This window comes from Amycolatopsis vancoresmycina (genome assembly GCF_000716785.1).
In the GTDB taxonomy this organism is placed as follows: Bacteria; Actinomycetota; Actinomycetes; order Mycobacteriales; family Pseudonocardiaceae; genus Amycolatopsis; species Amycolatopsis vancoresmycina.
The window spans coordinates 1-20,110 of sequence record NZ_JNYY01000018.1; the positions used below are offsets into that span (position 1 = coordinate 1).

General features: G+C 71.2%; 21 protein-coding genes. 10 read left to right on the forward strand and 11 right to left on the reverse strand.

What is annotated here, in order from left to right:
- Positions 1–30: 30 nt before the first annotated feature.
- Genes OO60_RS34220 through OO60_RS34230 form a run of 3 tightly spaced genes read right to left on the reverse strand, consistent with a single transcriptional unit; the run spans position 31 to position 3,300 of the window.
- A complete protein-coding gene (locus OO60_RS34220) occupies positions 31–1,629 on the reverse strand; it encodes an ABC transporter ATP-binding protein (protein WP_003056934.1) in 1,599 nt (532 codons plus the stop codon).
- Complete coding sequence (locus OO60_RS34225; RefSeq protein ID WP_003056931.1) at positions 1,626–2,690, reverse strand: CbiQ family ECF transporter T component; 1,065 nt, start codon at positions 2,688–2,690, stop codon at positions 1,626–1,628. The genes OO60_RS34220 and OO60_RS34225 overlap by 4 nt, the downstream gene beginning before the upstream one ends.
- Positions 2,680–3,300: a hypothetical protein gene (locus OO60_RS34230; RefSeq protein WP_003056929.1), complete on the reverse strand. Its 621-nt coding sequence runs from the start codon at positions 3,298–3,300 to the stop codon at positions 2,680–2,682. The genes OO60_RS34225 and OO60_RS34230 overlap by 11 nt, the downstream gene beginning before the upstream one ends.
- 77 nt (positions 3,301–3,377) lie before the next feature.
- Here OO60_RS34230 and OO60_RS34235 point away from each other — a divergent pair, with 77 nt between their 5' ends.
- From OO60_RS34235 to OO60_RS48360, 4 genes are all read left to right on the forward strand, one after another.
- Complete coding sequence (locus OO60_RS34235; RefSeq protein ID WP_003056927.1) at positions 3,378–4,286, forward strand: Gfo/Idh/MocA family protein; 909 nt, start codon at positions 3,378–3,380, stop codon at positions 4,284–4,286.
- Between the two features lie 253 nt (positions 4,287–4,539).
- Positions 4,540–5,184 (forward strand): VanZ family protein, encoded by a 645-nt coding sequence (locus OO60_RS34240; protein ID WP_003056925.1) that lies wholly within the window; start codon positions 4,540–4,542, stop codon positions 5,182–5,184.
- A gap of 171 nt (positions 5,185–5,355) precedes the next feature.
- Positions 5,356–5,643: a hypothetical protein gene (locus OO60_RS48355; RefSeq protein ID WP_338059618.1), complete on the forward strand. Its 288-nt coding sequence runs from the start codon at positions 5,356–5,358 to the stop codon at positions 5,641–5,643.
- On the forward strand, positions 5,643–6,083 hold the full coding sequence (locus OO60_RS48360) for a GNAT family N-acetyltransferase (protein ID WP_338059617.1): 441 nt from the start codon (positions 5,643–5,645) through the stop codon (positions 6,081–6,083). Before OO60_RS48355 ends, OO60_RS48360 begins: the two co-directional genes overlap by 1 nt.
- Here OO60_RS48360 and arfB read toward each other — a convergent pair.
- From arfB to OO60_RS34275, 6 genes are all read right to left on the reverse strand, one after another.
- Positions 6,080–6,496 carry an alternative ribosome rescue aminoacyl-tRNA hydrolase ArfB gene (gene arfB / locus OO60_RS34250; protein ID WP_033262954.1) on the reverse strand — a complete coding sequence of 139 codons (417 nt, stop codon included), beginning with the start codon at positions 6,494–6,496 and terminating at the stop codon, positions 6,080–6,082. The two genes, OO60_RS48360 and arfB, sit on opposite strands and share 4 nt — an antisense overlap.
- A 48-nt stretch (positions 6,497–6,544) precedes the next feature.
- Positions 6,545–7,615, reverse strand: coding sequence for a phosphoribosylformylglycinamidine cyclo-ligase (purM, locus tag OO60_RS34255; RefSeq protein WP_003056921.1), 1,071 nt, complete (start codon positions 7,613–7,615; stop codon positions 6,545–6,547).
- Positions 7,616–7,643: 28 nt separating this feature from the next.
- Positions 7,644–9,170 (reverse strand): amidophosphoribosyltransferase, encoded by a 1,527-nt coding sequence (gene purF / locus OO60_RS34260; RefSeq protein ID WP_003056920.1) that lies wholly within the window; start codon positions 9,168–9,170, stop codon positions 7,644–7,646.
- A 118-nt stretch (positions 9,171–9,288) separates the two neighbouring features.
- Positions 9,289–9,594 (reverse strand): hypothetical protein, encoded by a 306-nt coding sequence (locus tag OO60_RS34265; protein ID WP_003056918.1) that lies wholly within the window; start codon positions 9,592–9,594, stop codon positions 9,289–9,291.
- Positions 9,581–9,820: a DUF397 domain-containing protein gene (locus OO60_RS34270; protein ID WP_003056915.1), complete on the reverse strand. Its 240-nt coding sequence runs from the start codon at positions 9,818–9,820 to the stop codon at positions 9,581–9,583. Before OO60_RS34270 ends, OO60_RS34265 begins: the two co-directional genes overlap by 14 nt.
- Before the next feature lie 211 nt (positions 9,821–10,031).
- A complete protein-coding gene (locus OO60_RS34275; protein ID WP_003056913.1) occupies positions 10,032–10,910 on the reverse strand; it encodes a helix-turn-helix domain-containing protein in 879 nt (292 codons plus the stop codon).
- A gap of 200 nt (positions 10,911–11,110) precedes the next feature.
- Between OO60_RS34275 and OO60_RS34280 the strand changes: the two genes are divergently transcribed.
- Entirely contained in the window at positions 11,111–11,908 is a 798-nt protein-coding gene (locus OO60_RS34280) for an SAM-dependent methyltransferase (RefSeq protein ID WP_003056911.1), read from the forward strand.
- A 150-nt stretch (positions 11,909–12,058) separates the two neighbouring features.
- Here OO60_RS34280 and OO60_RS34285 read toward each other — a convergent pair whose 3' ends face one another.
- Positions 12,059–12,439: a sterol carrier family protein gene (locus OO60_RS34285; RefSeq protein ID WP_063749445.1), complete on the reverse strand. Its 381-nt coding sequence runs from the start codon at positions 12,437–12,439 to the stop codon at positions 12,059–12,061.
- 56 nt (positions 12,440–12,495) lie between these two features.
- Here OO60_RS34285 and OO60_RS34290 point away from each other — a divergent pair, with 56 nt between their 5' ends.
- The 5 genes from OO60_RS34290 to OO60_RS34310 all read left to right on the forward strand — a co-directional run bounded on the left by OO60_RS34290 (position 12,496) and on the right by OO60_RS34310 (position 17,366).
- On the forward strand, positions 12,496–13,200 hold the full coding sequence (locus OO60_RS34290) for a type VII secretion system-associated protein (protein ID WP_003056908.1): 705 nt from the start codon (positions 12,496–12,498) through the stop codon (positions 13,198–13,200).
- 90 nt (positions 13,201–13,290) lie between these two features.
- Positions 13,291–14,100, forward strand: a complete 810-nt coding sequence (locus OO60_RS34295) for a lysozyme (protein ID WP_051767851.1) — start codon at positions 13,291–13,293, stop codon at positions 14,098–14,100.
- A 192-nt stretch (positions 14,101–14,292) separates the two neighbouring features.
- The gene (locus tag OO60_RS34300) at positions 14,293–15,162 is read left to right on the forward strand and encodes a lysozyme (RefSeq protein WP_003056903.1); all 870 of its coding nucleotides are present in this window, start codon (positions 14,293–14,295) and stop codon (positions 15,160–15,162) included.
- A 175-nt stretch (positions 15,163–15,337) separates the two neighbouring features.
- Positions 15,338–16,258, forward strand: coding sequence for a hypothetical protein (locus OO60_RS34305; protein WP_003056900.1), 921 nt, complete (start codon positions 15,338–15,340; stop codon positions 16,256–16,258).
- Between the two features lie 4 nt (positions 16,259–16,262).
- Positions 16,263–17,366, forward strand: coding sequence for a pentapeptide repeat-containing protein (locus tag OO60_RS34310; protein ID WP_003056898.1), 1,104 nt, complete (start codon positions 16,263–16,265; stop codon positions 17,364–17,366).
- A gap of 158 nt (positions 17,367–17,524) precedes the next feature.
- Here the strand turns inward: OO60_RS34310 and purL are convergent, their stop codons facing one another.
- On the reverse strand, positions 17,525–19,831 hold the full coding sequence (gene purL / locus OO60_RS34315) for a phosphoribosylformylglycinamidine synthase subunit PurL (RefSeq protein ID WP_003056896.1): 2,307 nt from the start codon (positions 19,829–19,831) through the stop codon (positions 17,525–17,527).
- Positions 19,832–20,110: the final 279 nt, after the last annotated feature.

Consider the following 20,110-nt stretch of genomic DNA (forward strand, 5'->3'; position numbering starts at 1 on the left):
CCCCCCACCCCCTCCCCTCCTCCTGCTCCCTCATCCCAACGCTTCCCCCACCTCGTCGACCGTCAGCCACGGCTCCGGGGCCAGGATCTTGGCCACCTGGGGTGCGAACGCCGGGGAGGCGACGATCACCTCCCTTGTCGGGCCGTCCGCTACCACCTCGCCCTCGGCCATGACCGTCACTCGGGTGGCCGCCGTCGCCACGAACTCGACGTCGTGGGTGGCCAGGAGCACCGCGCGGCCCTGCGAGGCCAGCTCTCGCAGGATCGCGGCGAAGCGCCTTTTCGCGTGGTAGTCGAGGCCTCGGGTTGGCTCGTCGAGCAGGACCAGCGGTGGGGCCGCCGCCAGCTGGATCGCCAGCACCAACGCCAGTCGCTGCCCTTCCGAGAGGTCGCCGGGGTGCGCTTCACCGGCTACTGCCGGGGCGAGCCTGTCCAGCAGGCCCCGGGCCGTTCCTGCCGGTACCTCGGACTCGGTGTCCGCCTGTGCGCACTCGGCGTCCACCGAATCGAGGTACAGCAGGTCGGCCGGGGACTGCGGGACCAGGCCGACGCGCTGACGGGCCACTCGTGGCTTGAGCGTTGCCGGGTCCGCGCCGCCGACGTCGACCTTCCCCGCCGACCTCGGGCCGCTGCCCTGCACCGCCCAGAGAAGCGACGACTTGCCGGAGCCGTTGCGTCCCATCAGCGCGACCACCTCACCCGGTCCGACACGCAGGTCTACCCCACGTACCGCCAGGACATCTCCGTATCGGACCACCACCCCTCTCACATCCAGTGCCGAACCGGTCACCGAGAGACTACGACCCACCACCGACAATTTCCGCAGCCGCGATCGCAGGGGCCCCGCGACCCGGCGGGCGTCCCGGACCGACAACGGCAGCGGTGACCAGCCCGCCAGCCGGCCCAGCTCGGCGATCGGCGGCGCGATCGACGACGTCGCCAGGATCTCGGCCGGCGGGCCGGACCGGACCGAACCGTCGCCCGGCAGGTACAGCAGCCGGTCCGCGTACTGGGCCACGCGCTCCATCCGGTGCTCCGCCACGACCACCGTCGTGCCCAGGTCGTGCACCAGGCGGGTGATCGCCGCGAGGACGTCCTCCGCCGCCGTCGGGTCCAGTGCCGACGTCGGTTCGTCGAGGACCACCACCGACGGGTGCGCCGTCAGGACCGAGCCGATCGCGACGCGCTGCTGCTGGCCGCCCGAGAGCGTCCGAAGTGGACGGTTGCGCAGGTCGGCGATGCCCAGCAGGTCGAGCGTTTCCTCGACCCGCTTGCGCATCACGTCCGGCGGCACCGCCAGCTGCTCCATCGCGTACGCGAGCTCCTCCTCGACAGTGTCGGTCACGAACCCGGCGAGGGGGTCCTGCCCGACGACGCCGACCGCCGACGCCAGTTCGCGCGGCGGGTACCGGGACGTGTCGCGCCCGGCCACGAGCACCCGGCCGGCCAGGTGGCCGCCCGTGAAGTGCGGGACGAGCCCGTTGAGCGCGCCGAGGAACGTCGACTTGCCCGCCCCCGTCGGCCCCGCGACCAGGCACAACTCGCCTTCGTCGACCGTCAGCGACACGTCCGACAGCACCGGCCGCGAGGCGTCCGGGTAGGTCACCGTGACCCGCGAGAACTCGATCACCGGGCAACCTCCGGAGCCGGGGGTGAAACGACCGCGGGCAGCGCCGCGACCAGCACGGACACCACGTGCACCCAGGAAACCTCCGGCCAGCGCAGCGGGCTCAGCGAAGGGAACAGCCGGTCCGGGTCCACCCGCGCGGTCACGAACAACAGCGCACACGCCGCGACGCCGGACGCGACGACCAGCGTCTCCGGCCAGCGCCACGGGTCCGGCCGGTACGCCGTGCGGCGCACCCGGCGGCCGCCGACGACGAAGCCCACGACGGCCACCGCGAGCCCGGCCGCCAGCAACGGCACCCCGAGCCAGGCCGACGACGTCCCGTCGAGGACGCCGTAGACACCGACGCACACCCCGACCAGGCCGGCCACGACGCAGGACGCGATGAACGCCCGCAGCCGGGCGCTCAGGTACTCCCGGCGCCCGTAGCCCCGGGAGTCCATCGCGGCCGCCAGCCGCAGTGACCGGTCCATCGCGTCCTCCAGCACCGGCACCACGATGCCCTTGACCGCCCGCAACCCGCGAGTCCGGCCCGCGCGCAGCCGCCGGGCGCGGCGCACGCGCTGCACGCTCTCGACGAGCTGCGGGGCGACCGTCAACGCCACCGTCACCGCCGTGCCGACCTCGTACAGCGCGCCGGGAACCGCCTTGAGCAGGCGTTTCGGGTTGGCCAGGGCGTTCGCCGCGCCGATGCAGACCACCATCGCCGCCAGCCGCAGGCCGTCGTAGAAGCCGCCGAGCAGCTCCTCCGCCGACGTCGGCCCGAGCAGGGACAACCCGGTCGTGAGCGGGATCCGCGGCAGCGTGAACAGCACGTGGCCGCCGTCTTCGCCGCCGACGAGGATCCGGAACAGCACGCGCGAGGCGACGATCAGGGCGCCGACGTAGACGTACAGGCGGAACGCCAGCGCCCAGGGCGCGTCACTCCGCCGGTTCGCGACGACGAACCCGGCGACGGCGATGACCAGCCCGAGCAGCAGCGGGTTCGTCGTGCGGCTGGCGGCGACGGCCAGCGCGAGCGCCCAGGCCCACCAGGCGCCGGGGTGCAGGGCCCTACTGCGCACGCCGGCGGCGGGCGACGACGATCCCCGCGCCGCCGACCAGCACGATCACGACGGCCCCGACCACCAGGCCCCACGGGAAGGAACTGCCCTCGCCGGACGCAGCGGGTGCCGTTGTGGCCGCCTGGCGCACCGGCGGCACGCGCGGCGGCGCCGGCATGTCGTTCACCGACTTCGGCCGCGCGAACGCCCAGCCCTCGAACCCGCCCGGGGCCGGCTTGGCCGTCTGGGCGCCTTCCTGGCTCGACGTCCAGCTGCCCCCGGCGGTCGCGTGCCAGTAGCTCCAGTACGCCGTCGCCGACGGCATCCCCGCGCAGGATTCGACGTCCGGGCCCGGCTTGCCGTTGATCCGGCAGGCCACGGCGAGGCCGTACTTCTGCGAGCCCGCCACGTCGATCCCGGCCTCCTGCAGGGCGGCGATGCCGTTCGACGGCGTCCCCGGGGCGCAGCGGACCAGCGACCCGGGCCCCAGGTCGCCGAAGTCGACGACCACCGTGACGCCGCCGCCGTCGGGGCAGGCCCCGTCGGTGCCCGCCCCCGACGCGGGCGCGGCACCCACGAAGGCGGCGCCGAACAGGAGCGCGCAGACAACGGCGAAGCGGGAGGCGATCATGCAGGCACTTTAACCAGGTCGGCGCCCGCCGAAGGTGCGGTTCCGGCGCGACGCGGGACACACCTAGACTGCGGGCCGTGGGACAGCTCATCGCGGACGGACAGCTGCGCGTCGGCCTGGTCGGCGCCGGCCCGTGGGCGGCGACGGTGCACGCGCCCGGACTGGCGGACCACCCCGGCACCGCGCTGACCGCGGTCTGGGCGCGGCGGCTGGAGGCGGCGCAAGCGCTTGCGGAGACGCACTGCGCGGCCACCGCGGCCAGCGTCGAGGAGCTGTTCGCGCAGGTCGACGCGGTCGCGTTCGCGGTGCCGCCGTCGGTGCAGGCGGAGCTGGGCGTGCGCGCCGCCGAGGCCGGGAAGCACCTGATCCTGGAGAAGCCGATCGCCGCCGACCTCGACGGCGCGCAACGGCTGGCCGACGCGGTCGCGGCCGCCGACGTGGCCGCGCTCGTCGTGCTGACCCTGCGCTACTCGGCGCAGACCCAGGAGTGGCTCGCCGGCCTCGCCCAGGCGGGCGGCTGGGCGGGCGGCGGCGCGCGCTGGCTGTCCGGCGCCCTGCTCGGCGGCCAGTACGCCGCCTCGGAGTGGCGGCAGGACGACGGCGGCGCGCTGTACGACATCGGCCCGCACGCGCTCGACATGCTGGACGCCGCGCTCGGCCCGATCACCGAGGTCGTGGCGGCCCGGCAGAGCCCCGGCGACCTCTGGCACCTGATGCTGGCCCACGACGGCGGCGCGATCAGCACGGCCACGCTCTCGCTGCGGCTGCCGGTTCAGCCGACCGTCGTCGAGGTCGCCGTCTGGGGCCAGCACGGCTACCGGACGCTCGGGCGCAAACCGGGCTCGGCGCAGGAGTCCTACACCGCACTGCTGGACGACTTCGCGGCGATGATCGCGAGCGGCACGACGACGCACCCCTGCGACGTCCGGCGCGGGCTGCACCTGCAGGCCCTGCTGGAGCAGGCGCGCCACCTCGCCGCGAAGTAGTACACAGGCACACTTCGCGCGTTTCCCCTGCGCCACAACGGTTCTCTCACCGCACCCCGAATTCATCCACAGGGTTGTCCACAGTCTCCACTGTGGACAGTGCGGCCCCCTGACCGAACCACGACCGGACAACCGGCGCCACCGGAAAGATCACCGAATAGTGCGGTCGGCTCGGAATGCCGAGCCGATCTCGTGATGCGAAGGTGATCTTGGGTCGTTCCACCGCGCATCGAATGTTTCGAGGGGTTCACGCATGGAAGCTCTGCTGCGCGCCTTCTGGGGGATGGTTCCGGTTTCGGCCATCGCGCTGCCGTACGCGCTGCTCGGCTGGCCACTGCTCGCGGCGAGGCGCCGCCGACGAATGCCCGCCCGCCGCGCGACCGCGACGGCCGCCGTCGACTGCGCCGCCACCTTCGTCGCTTTCCTGGTGTTTTGCCTGGTCACAATGCCTGTCGGGGACGCCGCGGACAGCACGCTCGACCTCGTGCCCGGCGCCGACGTCACCGCCGCGCTCGCCAGCGGCGGCTCGCTCTGGCAGGTGATCGGCAACGTCCTGCTGCTGTGCCCGCTCGGCGCGCTGCTCCCGCTGCGGATCCGCCGCCTGCGGGCGCTGCTGCGGGTGGCCCTGGCCGCACTGATCGCCTCCGTGCTGGTGGAGGGTACGCAATATCTGATCCATGACGGCCGCGTGACGTCGACCGACGACGTCCTGCTCAACGCGGCGGGCGCGACGCTCGGAGCGGCCCTCAGCCGCCGCGGCTGGCGCTGGCTCGACGCCCCGGTGGCGATCCCCCTGCCGCGTCGCACCATCTGCGAAGCGCCCACGCTCAGCCTGCGGGTGCCGCGCTCGGTGTGGGACAAGCGCTACGCGGCCATCGCGCACCCGGAACGCCGGTAAACCGGTTGCCGGCCGTGCGACCATGGCCGGGAAGAGCCATTTCGAGATCAAGGGACTGCCTATGCCTGGCGCCGCCTTCGGCGTCGGCCCCCGCTAGGCCCGACGCCCAGCGCCCCGCCCGCAGGCCGGTCACCGGCTGCGGCTCCTTGACGTGCTCTCGAAAGGCTCCCCATGTCCGCCATCCAGACCTATGTCCGCAAGACGGCGCCCCGCGGCCGGGCGACCGAGCGGGTCGGCCCGTTCCTCGCCATCTTCTCGCCGGACACGGCCCACCCGATGCTCAACTACGCGATCCCGGACGACGGCGCGAAGCCGACCGCCGCCGAGATCGACGCCCTGACGGAGGCGTACCGGCGGCGGGACCTGCTCCCGCGGCTCGAGTACTTCACCGACGTCGCCCCCGACCTGGAGAACTGCTGGTCGACGCGGGGTACGAGCTCGAACGCCGGGTACCGCTGATGACCTGCGCACCGGCCGTGCGGGTCGACAAACCGGTGCCGGACGGCATCCGGCTGCGCGCACCCGAGTCCGCCGAGGATTTCCGGCGCATGCGATCGGCGCAGAACATCGCCTTCGGCGAACCCGCGGAAGCCGGGGAGGCCGGCCAGCCGAGCGCCGGGGTGCGGTACCTCCTCGCGGAATCCGACGGCGTGGTGGTCGGCGGCGGGCTCGCGCTCGAAATCGTCGACGGCACCACCGAGATCGCCGGGATCGCCGTGCTCGAGGCGTACCGCGGCCGCGGGATCGCCGCGGCGCTCACCGCGCGGCTGACCCGCGAGGTGCACGACGCCGGGGCGCACACGGCGTTCCTCACCCCCGGTGACCTGGGGATCGGGAACGTCTACGCCCGCGTCGGCTACCGGCCGGCGGGCGAGTGCGTGCACCTGTCGCTGAGTTAGTCGTCGAAGCGCCCGGAGCGGCCGCGTTTCACGTCGCTCCGGCGCTTCTTCGACGCCAGGCGGCGCTCCTTCGAACCGCGGGAGGGTTTCGTGGGACGCCGCTTGGCCGGCGGCGGCGCCGACGCGTCGAGCAGCAGGTTCGCCAGCCGGCCGCGCGCGGCCTCGCGGTTCTGCAGCTGCGAGCGGTGCTCGCTGGCCGCGATCGTCAGGACACCGTCGACCAGCCGCGAGCCGAGGCCGGCCAGGACCCGCTCCCGCAGGTGCTCGGGGATCGACGGCGACGCAGCGACGTCGAAGGACAGCTCGACGCGCGAGTCCGTGGTGTTCACGCCCTGCCCGCCCGGGCCGGACGAGCGCGAAAAGCGCTCGCTCAACTCGGCTCCCGGGATCGTGAACCGGGAGCCGACCACCACGTCTTCGGCTGCCACGTCAACCAGTGTGACAGCCGGGTCGAGCGGATATCAGAACCGCGGGTGGTCGCCCGAAAGCACCGCGCGCGGGCCGTCGACGTCGCCGGCGGGCTGGACGTCGCCCAGGATCCACGCCGGGACGTGCCGCGCGGTCAGCATGGCCAGCGCCCGGTCGACGTCCTCGGCGCCGACGATCGCGACCATGCCGACCCCCATGTTGAACGTCTTCTCCAGCTCGGCCCGCTCGACCTTGCCGCGCTGGCCGATCAGGGCGAACACCGGCGCCGGCGTCCAGGTGCCGCGTTCGAGCCGGGCGACCAGGCCGCGCGGCATGACCCGGGCCAGGTTGGCCTCCAGGCCGCCGCCGGTGATGTGCGCGAACGTCCGGACCTCGGTCTCGGCGGCGAGCGCCAGGCAGTCCTTCGCGTAGATGCGCGTCGGCTCCAGCATCTCCTCGCCGAGGGTGCGGCCGAACTCCTCGACGTGCCCGTCGAGCGGCATCCGGGCGATGTCCAGCAGCACGTGCCGGGCCAGCGAGTAGCCGTTCGAGTGCAGGCCGGACGAGCCGAGCGCGAGCACGACGTCACCCGGGCGGACCTTCTCCGGCGAGAGCAGCTGGGACGCCTCGACCACGCCGACGCCGGTGGCCGACATGTCGTAGTCGTGCTCGCCCATCAGCCCCGGGTGCTCCGCGGTCTCGCCGCCGAGCAGCGCGCAGCCGGCCTTGACGCAGCCCTCGGCGATGCCGCCGACCAGCGCCGCGATCTTCTCCGGGTGCACCTTGCCGACGGCGATGTAGTCCTGCAGGAACAGCGGCTCGGCGCCGGTCACGACCAGGTCGTCGACCACCATCGCGACCAGGTCGATGCCGACCGTGTCGTGCTTGTCCAGCGCCTGCGCGACCGCGATCTTGGTGCCGACGCCGTCGGTCGACGACGCGAGCACCGGCTCCTTCCACTTGTCGAGCTTCAGCGAGAAGAGCCCCGCGAAGCCGCCGACGCCACCCAGGACCTCGGGGCGCGTGGCCCGCTGGGCGTGCGGCTTGAGCAGCTCGACGGCTTGGTCACCGGCGTCGATGCTGACTCCGGCGGCGGCGTACGTGGCGCTCGTGGACTCGCTCACGGTGGACGGACTCCCTACTGGAAGGAACTCAGGGACGCCGGACGGCGTCTTCGGCACCGTACCCGGCGGGACTGACGGGGGTCGCCGCGCCATTGACCGCGTCGAGGCTTTCAAGCAGGTGCTTTCCGATCAGCGCGTCCTCCGGGAGCGGGATCGGGTACTCGCCGGAGAAGCACGCCGTGCACAGCCGCGACTTCGGCTGTTCCGTCGCCGCGACCAGGCCGTCCAGGGAAATGTAACCCAGGGAGTCGGCTCCGATCGAGCGCCGGATGCCGTCGGTGTCGACACCGTTCGCGACCAGCTCGGCCCGCGACGCGAAGTCGATGCCGTAGAAGCACGGCCAGCGCACGGGCGGTGACGCGATCCGGACGTGCACCTCGAGCGCGCCGGCCTCCCGCAGCATCCGGACGAGCGCGCGCTGGGTGTTGCCGCGGACGATCGAGTCGTCCACCACGACCAGGCGCTTGCCGCGGATGACGTCCCGCAGCGGGTTCAGTTTGAGCCGGATGCCCAGCTGGCGGATGGTCTGCGACGGCTGGATGAACGTGCGCCCGACGTAGGCGTTCTTCACCAGGCCGGTGCCGTAGGGGATGCCCGAGCCCTGCGCGTAGCCGATCGCGGCCGGGGTGCCGGACTCCGGCACCGGCATCACCAGGTCGGCCTCGACCGGCTGCTCGGCGGCGAGGCGGCGGCCGATCTCGACGCGGGTCGCGTGGACGCCGCGGCCGGCGATCGTGGTGTCGGGGCGGGCGAGGTAGACGTACTCGAAGACGCAGCCCTTGGGGTCCGGGTTCGCGAACCGGGAGGAGCGCAGGCCGGCGGCGTCGATGGCGATGAGCTCGCCCGGCTCGACCTCGCGGACGAAGGACGCGCCGACGATGTCGAGGCCCGCGGTCTCGCTCGAGACGACCCAGCCGCGCTCGAGCCGGCCGAGCACCAACGGGTGTACCCCGTGCGGGTCACGGGCCGCGTACAGCGTGTTCTCGTCGGAGAACACCAGGCAGAAGGCGCCCTTCAGGGTGGGCAGCAGCTCCATGGCCGCGGCCTCGATGCCCTTGTCGGCGGCGGTCGCGGCGAGCAGGCCGCAGATCAGGTCGGAGTCGCTCGACGAGCCGGTCAGGCCCGCGTGCGGCTTGAGGCCGGCGGCGATCGTGCGTTCGCGCAGCTCGGCGGTGTTCACCAGGTTGCCGTTGTGCGCGAAGGACAGGCCGCTGCCGGTCTCGGTGGTGCGGAAGATCGGCTGCGCGTTCTCCCAGATGGTCGCGCCGGTGGTCGAGTACCGGCAGTGCCCGACGGCGATGTGGCCCTGCAGCGACTGCAGGATCTGCTCGTCGAAGACCTGGCTGACCAGGCCGAGGTCCTTGAAGACCACGATCTGCGAGCCGTCGGAGACGGAGATGCCGGCGGCCTCCTGGCCCCGGTGCTGCAGGGCGTAGAGGCCGTAGTAGGTCAGCTTCGCGACTTCTTCCCCGGGAGCCCAGACGCCGAAGACGCCACACTCCTCACGGGGTTCCGGTTCGGGCTGGTCGGACACGAGCTGCGGGTCGGAAACCACCGAGGAGCTCCTGGGAAGACGTGGTCAGGCCGATTTCAGTGTAAACGGTCCGATCGACGGCCCGGCCCCGCCCGACGTGGTTCTGACCACTTCGGACAGGGGCCGTGAGCCTGCACGTCTAGCACGCGTCCGGCAGGGAGAGGATCTCCGTCAGCACCTGCGCGCCCTCGCCGCGGCGCCGCCACAGCCACCGCTCCGGCTCGAAGATGTTCTCCTCGGTGCCGGGCATCCTGATCGCCACGACGTCGTCTTCGGCGTTGAGCCGGACCACGTCCACCACGTCGTCGTGCACCCGCACGCCGACGACGGCGAGGACCTCGCCGCGCTCGTCGGCCGGGTGCACGAACTGGTAGCCGCGAGCCACCAGCTCCTGCAGTCCGGTTTCGATGTCGAAGACGGGGGCGACGACCTCAGCCGAGGACATCGTCGAATTCGCCGTCCTTGGCTCCCGCCAGGAACGCCGCCATTTCCGCGCGCGTGTACACGAGCGCCGGGCCGGTCGGGAAGCGCGAATTGCGCATCGCGATCTCCCCGTTGGCCAGCGGCGCGACTTCGACGCAGTTGCCGACCGCGCCGCTGTAGCTCGCCTTGCGCCATTGAGCACCGGACAGCCGATCGGCCGGGATGCCGTTCTCGAATCGCTCAGCCATGGTCCCACCTCTCGATGCGGAAGATCTTCCGGGGCTATGCATCTGCATGTGCATTTGCCCGCGTATCCGAGGCTAGCACGTTCGCATGCAGCGGTAAATGCACGTGCAGAATTTCTTGCAAAGTTCTCTGACGGTAAAGAATCCCACGTTCGCGGTTAACCTATCGGGTGATAGTTGTCAGCACGAACGGCCTAATCACTACTGCCGGTTACTAGATCTCCTGGCGGCGCTTCGCGAGCATCGAACGGCTCCGCTCCGGCGTCTCCGCGTCAACGGCCAGCATGTCGAGCGCTCGGCTGTACTTTTCGATCTCTTCGCGCTTCTCGATGTAGTGCGCGCCGGTGAGGTATTCGACGTACGCGATGTTCGGCAGTTCCGGCTCACCGAACCGCAGCAGCGAAAACGCGTGCTCGGCGGACAGCCCGCTGCGCGAGTACGGCAGCACCTGGACCGACACGTGCGGCAGGGCGCTCATCTCGAGCAGGTATTCGATCTGCTGCTTGAGGACCTTGACGCCGCCGATCGGGCGGTACAGCACCGACTCGTCGAGCACCATCCACACGCGGGGCGCGTCCGGCCTGCTGAACATCTTCTGCCGCCGCATGCGCAGGGCGACGAGCTGGTCGACCCGTTCGTCGGCCATCTCGGGCCGGCCGTGGCTGAAGATCGCCCGCGCGTACGGCTCGATCTGCAGCCGGCCCGAGACGTAGATCGGTTCCCAGATCTGGATTCGCGCGGCGGCTTCTTCGAGACCGACGAGGTCGGTGAACCAGTTCGGCATGGTGTCGCCGAAGCGCCGCCACCAGCCCGGCTCGTTCGACTGCTTGACCATGTCGAGGAACGTGCGGCGCTCGGTCGGGTCGTCGACGCCGTACATCGTGAGCAGGTCGGTGACGTCGCGTTCCTTGAAGCCGACCCGGCCCAGCTCGAGCCGGCTGATCTTCGACTCGGACCCCCGGATGTTGTAACCGGCCTGCTGACGGGTGATGCCGGCTTCCTCCCGGAGCCGGCGCAGCTGGGAGCCCAGGATCATCCGGCGCGCCGTGGGGCCGATGTTCTGTTCACCTGCGGACGCGTTCACCGCGTTCATTCCCGGACCTTCCGCGCTCACGTCACCAGGGGGTTCTAGCCCGACTACCGAAAGTACACGTTGGGCCGTCCTGCGCAAAGAGGTGACCCGGTTTACCGCATGCGTGTGGAGTCCTACTCTACGTAGGGTACGAGACTTTCGACACAGAACTTGCGAGGTTCAACATGCCCGACGCCGCGACCCGAACCGAACGAGTTCCCGTGGGGGTCGACCCGACCCGAGCGAGCATCGCGCGCGTGTACGACGCCTTCCTGCTCGGGAAGGACAACTACGAGATCGACCGGGAGGTCCTGCACAAGGTGCAGAAGGCCGCCCCGGAAGCCCAGGACCTGGCGTTCGAGAACCGCGGCTTCCTCATCCGCGCCTGCCGCTTCCTCGCCAGCCAGACCGGCATCACCCAGTTCCTCGACCTCGGCTCGGGCCTGCCGACGGCGGAGAACACCCACCAGGTCGTCCAGCGGATCAACCCGGAGACCAAGGTCGTCTACGTCGACAACGACCCGGTGGTCCTCGCGCACGGCCGGGCGCTGCTGGAGGAGAACGAGCACACCCACTTCGTCGCCGAAGACATCTTCGAGCCGCAGCGGATCCTCGAGAACGAGGTCGTCCGCGAGCACATCGACTTCAGCCAGCCGCTGGTCCTGCTGCAGATGGGCACGCTGCACCACTTCAACGGCGACCACGACCGGCCGGCCGAGATCATGCGGGAGTACGTCGCCGCGCTGCCCGCCGGCTCCTTCGTCGGGCTCAGCCACTTCTTCGACCCCGAGAACGAGGACTCCGCGACCGCGCGCCGGATGGAGGACTTCTTCCTGCACAGCCCGATGGGCTCGGGCACGTTCCGGACGCAGAAGGAGATCGAGGCGCTGTTCCCCGGCCTCGAAATGGTCGACCCCGGCGTGACGCTGTGCGCCGACTGGTGGCCGGACGGGCCGCGGCTCAAGGAGCTCAACGTGGCGCAGCGGACCATCGCCGGCGGGGTCGGCCGCAAGCCGTGACCCGCGCTCCCCGTCCGACGCCTGCGCCCCCAGGTCGCGAATGACTCATTCGGGACGCCGGAGGTCCCGAATGAGTCATTCGCGACGTCAGCGCTGCTGGACGCGGACCGCGCGGGTGCCCGGGAGTCCGGGAGGTCCGGGACCCGTCCGTCAGAACCGGACGAGGGGGAGCCAGTGGGAAAGGTCGGCCCGGGTGCCCGACGCGGACACCCGGCCGTCCGCCACCGCCGTGGTCCAGTCCAGTCGGCCGGTCGCCAGTTCGAGCCACGTCCGCGGGTCGGTTTCGATCACGTTCGGCGGGGTGCCCCGGGTGTGGCGCGGGCCCTCGACGCACTGCACCGCGGCGAAGGGCGGCACCCGCACCTCGACCGTCCGGCCCGGCGCGTCCGCCGCCAGCGCGCGCAGGGACAGCCGGACCGCCGCGGCCAGTTCCGGGCGCGCCGGATCGGGCGCATCACCCTGCAACCACGGGGAAATCGCCAGCACCGCCGCACGTAACTGTCCGGGGTCGACCGAACGCGAAGAGGCCATGGGCAAACAGTAGAGTGGCGCACCAAGACTTGGCAGGCACACCCGAGAACGTGGGGATGACGATGGCGCAGCGGGACGAGGCGGATCGGATGGTTTCGCAGCAGCCCACCGGAAGCGGAGCCGATCGCCCCGGCAGGCACGGCAAGCAGAACCGCGCCTCGCGGCGCGAAGGCCAGCAGGCGCGGCGCGCCGGCAAGCACGGCACTCCCGAGATCACCGCGGAGATGCGCGCGAACGCCCGCGCCAACCCCGACAGCTGGCTCTACGTCATCGACGAGGCCTTCGACCCGAACGGCCCGGTGCCGTCGTGGGCGGTCGTCGGCGCGTACCCGGTGAACGGCGCCGGGGACGTCGTGGCCGACTTCCACCCGAACGACCGCTACCGGCCCTCGCCCAAGGCGCTCGGCTTCCCGGACCCGGCGAACGACCTCGAGCACCTGCTGCAGCTCGTCCGGACCGAGCACCGGCCGCCGTCGGACCTGCCGAAGGTCGTCCTCGACGCGACGCTGTTCGTCTACGCGATGTCGCCGGTGCAGCGGACCGTCATCGGCTTCCACAACACCGACGGCCGGGTCATGGTGCCCGCGTACACGCGCAAGTCGCTGGTGCCGAGCGAGTGGCCGCACGCGCGAGCTGTGCTCGGCCGCGACATCGTCAGCCTGCTCGGCGGCCACCCCGTCGCGATCAACCCGCACGACCTGATCACGGCCGTCGTGCCGGCGGAGCACCTGTTGAAGGCGCTCGCCGACGAACGCCGCTGACCTGCGGATCCAACTCCATCGGGTGACCACCCGAGTCGCCGATCCGGCGGCTCGGGTGCATCGTGAGGCTGAAGAAGTCTGACGAGACGGATGGGGTGCAAGAGGGTGAAACGTCGTTCGCTGGTGCCCTTCGCCGCCGCTGTCCTGCTCCTCGCCGGGCCGTGCCCGGCGACCGCCGCGGACGGCTACGCCGGCGCCGAGGACCACTTCGCGGGTTCGCAGATCGCCAAGGTCGAGGGCGTCGGGGAGGCCCCCGACGTGCTGTACGGCGGCGACGAGCAGCAGCTCGGCCACGACGTCAGCGGGCACCAGGGCCCGGTCGACTGGGCCGGCGCGGCCGGCTCGGGCGCGAAGTTCGTCTACGTCAAGGCGACCGAGGGCACCGGCTTCGTCAACCCGCAGTTCGCGCAGCAGTACAACGGCTCCTACAACGTCGGTCTCATCCGCGGCGCCTACCACTTCGCGCGGCCGGACATCTCCGACGGCGCGTCGCAGGCGCGGTACTTCCTGGCCCACGGCGGCGGCTGGTCGGCCGACGGCAAGACGCTCCCGGGCGCGCTCGACGCGGAGTACAACCCGTACGGCGAAACGTGTTACGGCAAGGACGCCGCGGGCATGGTCGCGTGGATCCGGGACTTCTCCGACACCTACTTCGCCAAGACCGGGCGGCTCCCGACGATCTACACGTCGACGAGCTGGTGGAAGCGCTGCACCGCGAACAACGCCGGCTTCGGCGGCAACCCGCTGTGGATCGCGCGCTACAACACCTTCATCGGCGAGCTGCCCGCGAGCTGGACCAGCCACGCGATCTGGCAGTTCGCCGACCGCGGCACGCTGCCCGGCGACCAGAACTGGTTCAACGGCCCGGTGGCGGGGCTGCTGGCCCTCGCGCTGGGCTGAACGGCCCAGTATTCCGGGTAATAGGTGTTAACCAGTCACCAATTGAAGATCGACTTCCGGAGAAAATCACCCACACGTATACCCAATTTCACGGAACTGAGTGACAAACGCCACTTCGTCCCTAACAATCGTGCTCGGGCGGCTACCTGCAGTAAGCCGCCCTTCGCGAGGGTATCTGTGAAGGGATCCGACATGTCCACATCCCGAAGAGGGCGGCTGTTCGCCGCCCTGGTCGTCCCGGCCACGCTGCTCCTGCTCGGCAGCACGGCCCAGGCGACCCCGTTCTCCCCCGAAGTCGACCCCGTGGCCGCGATCAACGCGGACATCGCCGAGCACAACCACGATCTGGGGTCGCAGATCCGGCGTGTCGAAGGCGACAAGTCGACACCGGAGACGAAGCAGGCGGCGCAGCAACCGCAGCCGGCGCAGGCCGTCCCGAACCAGGTGCTGGCCACGGTGGCCGGCATGGACGTCGCCAGCTACCAGGGCAACGTCGACTGGGCGAGCTGGTGGAACCAGGGCAAGCGGTTCGTCTGGACCAAGGCCACCGAGAGCACCAACTACACGAACCCGTACTTCGCGCAGCAGTACAACGGCTCGTACAACCAGGGCTTCATCCGGGGCGCCTACCACTTCGCCACGCCGAACACCTCGAGCGGCGCGGCGCAGGCGACGTACTTCGTCGCGCACGGCGGCGGCTGGTCGAAGGACGGCAGGACGCTGCCCGGGGCGCTGGACATGGAGTACAACCCGTACGGCGCGACCTGCTACGGGCTGAGCAAGGCGGCGATGACGGCGTGGATCCTCGACTTCCACGACACCTACCACGCCAAGACCGGCCGGTACCCGGTGATCTACACGTCGACGAACTGGTGGGGCCAGTGCGTCAGCGGTGACTTCTCCAGCACGGCCCCGCTGTGGGTCGCGCGGTACTCGTCGTCGGTCGGCACCCTGCCCTACAACTGGGGCTTCTACACCGTTTGGCAGTACACCTCGAGCCCGCTCGACCAGGACACCTTCAACGGTGCCTACGACCGGCTCCAGGCCCTCGCCAACGGCTGAGCCATCCCCGGCCGGCTCCCGGTCGTGAAGGTTTCGCGTCGCCGCGACCGGGAGCCGGTTTCATGCCGTACCGTCCGAGCTTGCAGAATGCTGCAGCCACGCCCGGGGGAACCGCACGCGTCCACCGGACGTCGGAAGCGCACGAACACCTCCAGCGCCCGGAAGGCACGGACCGATGACCTACCCGCCTCAGCCGGGCCAGCCCGGCCAGCCCGACCCGTACGGCCAGCAGCCGCAGTCCGGCGGCTTCGCGCAGCAGCCGTACCCGCAGCAGGGCGGGTGGGATCCCAACCAGCCGCAGCAGCCGTACCCGACCCAGCAGTACCCGCAGCAGGGCTACCCGCCGGCGTCGGGCGGTTTCCCGGCGAACCCGCAGCCGGCGTGGGGTGACCCGTACGCGCAGCAGCAGTGGGCGGACCCGAACGCGCAGCAGCAACAGCAGCAGGCGTGGGCGGACCCGAACGCGCAGCAGTACGGGCAGCAGACGTGGGACCCGAACGCGGGCGGCCAGGTGTCGGGCTGGGACCCGGCGACCGGCGGCTACGGGCAGGGCTTCGGCGGGCCGCCGGCGCCGCCGAAGAAGAGCAAGACCGGGATGTGGATCGCCATCGGCGCCGCCGTGGTCGTGGTGCTGGCCCTGGTGGGCATCACCGGGTTCGTCGCCCCCGGGTTCTTCCTGTCGAAGGAGGACACGGCCGCGCCGCCGGCGTCGAGCACGTCCGCCAAGCCGACAGCGCCGAAGCCGACAACGCCCAAGAAGTCGGCTACGGCTCCGAAGCCGTCGACGCCCAGCGGCGGCGAAGGCGCTTCGGACGCCAAGGCCGTGCTGCAGGGGTTCATCGACAAGCTGAACGCGGGCGACAACACCGGCGCCGTCGCGCTGGGCTGCGCGGACTCGAAGGACCTGCTCCAGTCATGGCTCTCGACGTTCCTCAAGCCGCCGCTGCAGCTGCAGCTCGGCGACGTCCCGAACGACAAGTACCTGGTCGAGGGCCAGGTCACCGGAACGGCCGCGGGCAAGCCGGTCAAGGGCACGCTGAGCGCGACGAACTTCGACGACAAGGGCTTCTGCGTCAGCACGATGCTGGTGTCCTGAGCCGGTGAAGCTGTGGCGATCGCCGCTGGCGTGGACGTTCTTCGCGTCGGTGGTGCTGTTGCTCGGGGTCGGCGGCTGGCTGCTGACCGACCCCGCCACCAGCCGCAGCGACGCGCTGAAGACGGGCGGCCTGGCGGGCGGCGCGATCGTGGCGCTGTACGCGCTGTGGCTGAACGACCGGCGCCGCCGCGTCGAGGAGCGACGCCAGGACATCGAGCGGCAGCGGCACGAGCTCGAGTCGCAGCGGGCGGAGCAGGACCGCTCCCGGGTCGCCGACGAGCGCTTCGCGAAGGCGGTCGAGCTCCTCGGCCACGCGGCCGACCAGGTCCGGGTGGGGGCGCTGCACGCGTTGGCGGGGCTGGCCAGGAGCCGTCCGGACTACACGCAGACGGTGCTGGACGTGCTGTGTTCGTACCTGCGGCGGCCGTTCGAGCACCCGCGGTACGACAAGCAGCTGGACCGCAAGGAACGCGACGGCACCCGCGGCACGCCCGAGCAGGAGCAGGAGCTCCAGGTGCGCCTCACGGCGCAGCGCCTGGTCAGGGAGCTCCTCCCACCGGCCGACGCGCCGGACGCCCCGGACTACGACCTGGACCTCACCGGAGCGGTCGTCGAGTACCTCGATTTTTCCGGCCGCCGCATCGGCGGAATGCTGCTGCGGTACGCGGCATTGCACAGCAGCACCAACTTGAGCGGCTGCCGGTTCACGGGCAGCGTGTACTTCACGGCGGCGGGCACGGACGCGGGTCGTCTGATCGGGTACTTCCGCTGCCGGGGCGCGGTGTTCGAGAGGCACGCTTGGTTCAGCGGGACGCACTTCGCCGAGCTCACCGACTTCACGGACACGACGTTCGCGGGACCGACGACGTTCAAGGATGCGCGGTTCGATAATGACGCGCTGTTCACTGGGGTGAAGGTGACGGGGTCGCTCGATCTCCGGCGGGCTTGCTTCCGGGGGCAGACCGACCTGCGGTTCGGGGTGCTGCCGGAGTCGGTTTCGCTGTACAACACTTTGGTGCGGGCGGAGAAGGATGTTCAGCTGCCCGGGGTTTGGGGGGTCGAGGAGCGGCGGGACGGGGAACGGCGAATCGTCGCCAAGGTGGGCTGAGTCTTGCTGTGCCCCCTCGGGGACCTCAAGCAGCCCCCGCCCTCCCAGGGGGGCGTCCCCGAGTCCAGTCTATCGGTGGGGTCCGACAAAAACGCCGGAACGGCCCGCGCGCGCCCGACCTGTCCACAACCACACCGGGCTGTGGACAGGTCGAAGGCTCAGTTGAACAGGGCCGGGAGCGTGCCTTCCCATGCCTCGCGCAGCTCGTCGAGCGTGAACTCCGTGATGCCCTGCAGCTCCAGCGTTCCCGACTCCGGGTCCACCACGCCCGTCTTGCGCCACGGCAGGCCTCGGGCCGTGCACATCTCCGTGAAGCGCAGCTCCTCCGTGCGCGGGACCGCCACCAGGACCCGGCCCGCCGATTCCGAGAACAGCTGGACGAACGGGTCCTGGTCCGCGTCCAGGAACACCCGGGCGCCGCACTGTCCGATGAGGACCGTCTCGACCAGCGTCTGGATCAGGCCGCCGTCGGACAGGTCGTGGGCCGCCGAGATCATTCCGTCGCGGGAACCCGCCACCAGGATTTCACCCAGGAGCTTTTCGCGGGCCAGGTCCACGCGGGGCGGGACGCCGCCCAGGTGGCCGTGCAGCTCTCGGGCCCACGCCGAACCGTCCAGCTCGTCGTGCGTTTCGCCCAGCAGCAGCAGGGTTTCGCCCGCCTCCGCGCCGATGCCCGTCGGGATGCGGCGGGTCACGTCGTCGATCACGCCGAGGACGCCGATCACCGGGGTCGGGAGGATCGCCGTCGAACCCGTCTGGTTGAAGAAACTGACGTTGCCGCCCGTCACCGGGATGCCCAGCTCGACGCAACCGTCCGCCAGGCCGTGCACCGCCTGCTCGAACTGCCACATCACGCCCGGGTCCGTCGGCGCGCCGAAGTTCAGGCAGTCCGACACCGCCACCGGTGTCGCGCCGCCCGTCGCCACGTTGCGGTACGCCTCCGCCAGCGCCAGCTGCGCGCCGCGGTACGGGTCCAGGTACACGAACTTGCTGTTGCAGTCCGTCGCCACCGAGACGCCGCGGCCGGTCGACTCGTCGATGCGGATCATGCCCGAGTCCGACGGCTGCGCCAGCACGGAATTGCCGCGCACGTACCGGTCGTACTGCGACGTCACCCATTCCTTGGACGCCTGGTTGGGCGACGAAATCAGGCGAAGAACGTCCGCGCGCAGTTCGTCCGGAGTGGACGGACGCGGCAGCTTCGCGGAGGTGTCCGCGATCAGGGCGTCCTGAGTGGACGGTCGCTCGATCGGCCGGTCGTACACCGGGCCCTGGTGGGCGACCGTGTGCGCCGGGACGTCGACGACGACCTCGTCGTGCCAGGTGATCACCAGGTGCTCGCCGTCGGTGACCTCGCCGATGTCGGTGGCGATGACGTCCCACTTGCGGCACACCGCCATGAACGCCTCGACGTTCTCCGGCGCCACGACCGCGCACATGCGCTCCTGTGACTCGCTGGAGAGCACCTCCGCGGGCGTCATTCCCTTGGCGCGCAACGGAACCCGGTCGAGGTAGATCTGCATGCCGCCGTCGCCGGCCGCGGCCAGCTCGGACGTCGCGCAGGACAGGCCGGCGCCGCCGAGGTCCTGGATGCCGACGACCAGCTTCTGCGCGAACAGCTCGAGGCAGCACTCGATGAGCACCTTCTCGGTGAACGGGTCGCCCACCTGGACGCTCGGCAGCTTCTTCCGGCCGGACGCCGACTCGTCACCCGAAAAGGTGTCACTCGCCAGGACGGAAACGCCGCCGATGCCGTCGAGGCCGGTGCGGGCGCCGAACAGGATGATCTTGTTGCCGGTGCCGGAAGCGAACGCCAGGTGCAGGTCCTCGACGCGCATCGCGCCGACGCACAGCGCGTTCACCAGCGGGTTGCCCGAGTAGGACGGGTCGAACACCAGCTCGCCGCCGATGTTCGGCAGGCCGAGGCAGTTGCCGTAGCCGCCGACGCCGGCGACCACGCCGGGCAGCACGCGCTTGGTGTCGGGGGCGTCGGCCGGGCCGAAGCGCAGCGCGTCGGCGACCGCGAGGGGCCGCGCGCCCATGGCCATGATGTCGCGGACGATGCCGCCGACGCCGGTCGCCGCGCCCTGGTACGGCTCCACATAGGACGGGTGGTTGTGGCTCTCCACCTTGAAGGTGACCGCCCAGCCCTCGCCGATGTCGACGACGCCCGCGTTCTCGCCGATGCCGGCCAGCATCTTGGCCTTCATCTCGTCGGTGGCGGTCTCGCCGAAGTAGCGCAGGTGCTTCTTGGAGGACTTGTAGGAGCAGTGCTCGCTCCACATGACCGAGTACATCGCCAGCTCCGCGTCGGTGGGCCGGCGGCCGAGGATCTCCCGGATGCGGGCGTACTCGTCGTCGGCGAGCCCGAGCTCGCGGTAGGGCTGGGTGTGGTCCGGGGTCGCCCCGGCGCGCTCGGTGGTGTCAACGGTGCTGGTCACGGTGTCCGTGTCAGGGTTCGCCACGGCCGTCAGGATACGTGCCGCCCGGTGGCGCCCCGGACGGTGGGCCGCCGAAATCGGCCGGGCCCGGGGCGGTGTGAGCGAGGCGACATCGTGACGGCCGCGGTGTGGACAACTCACGTGGGCGGGCGGCGCGCGGCCCGGAATTGTCGGTGCCCGCGAGTAACGTTGAAACCGGGGGTCCCCCAAGCGGCCGGGGGCCATCGCCGAGTACCCGAGTGGGTGCACCGGCGGGCGCGAAACGGCGCCCGAGCGGCCGTGGCCCGGGAAAATCGGTCGCCT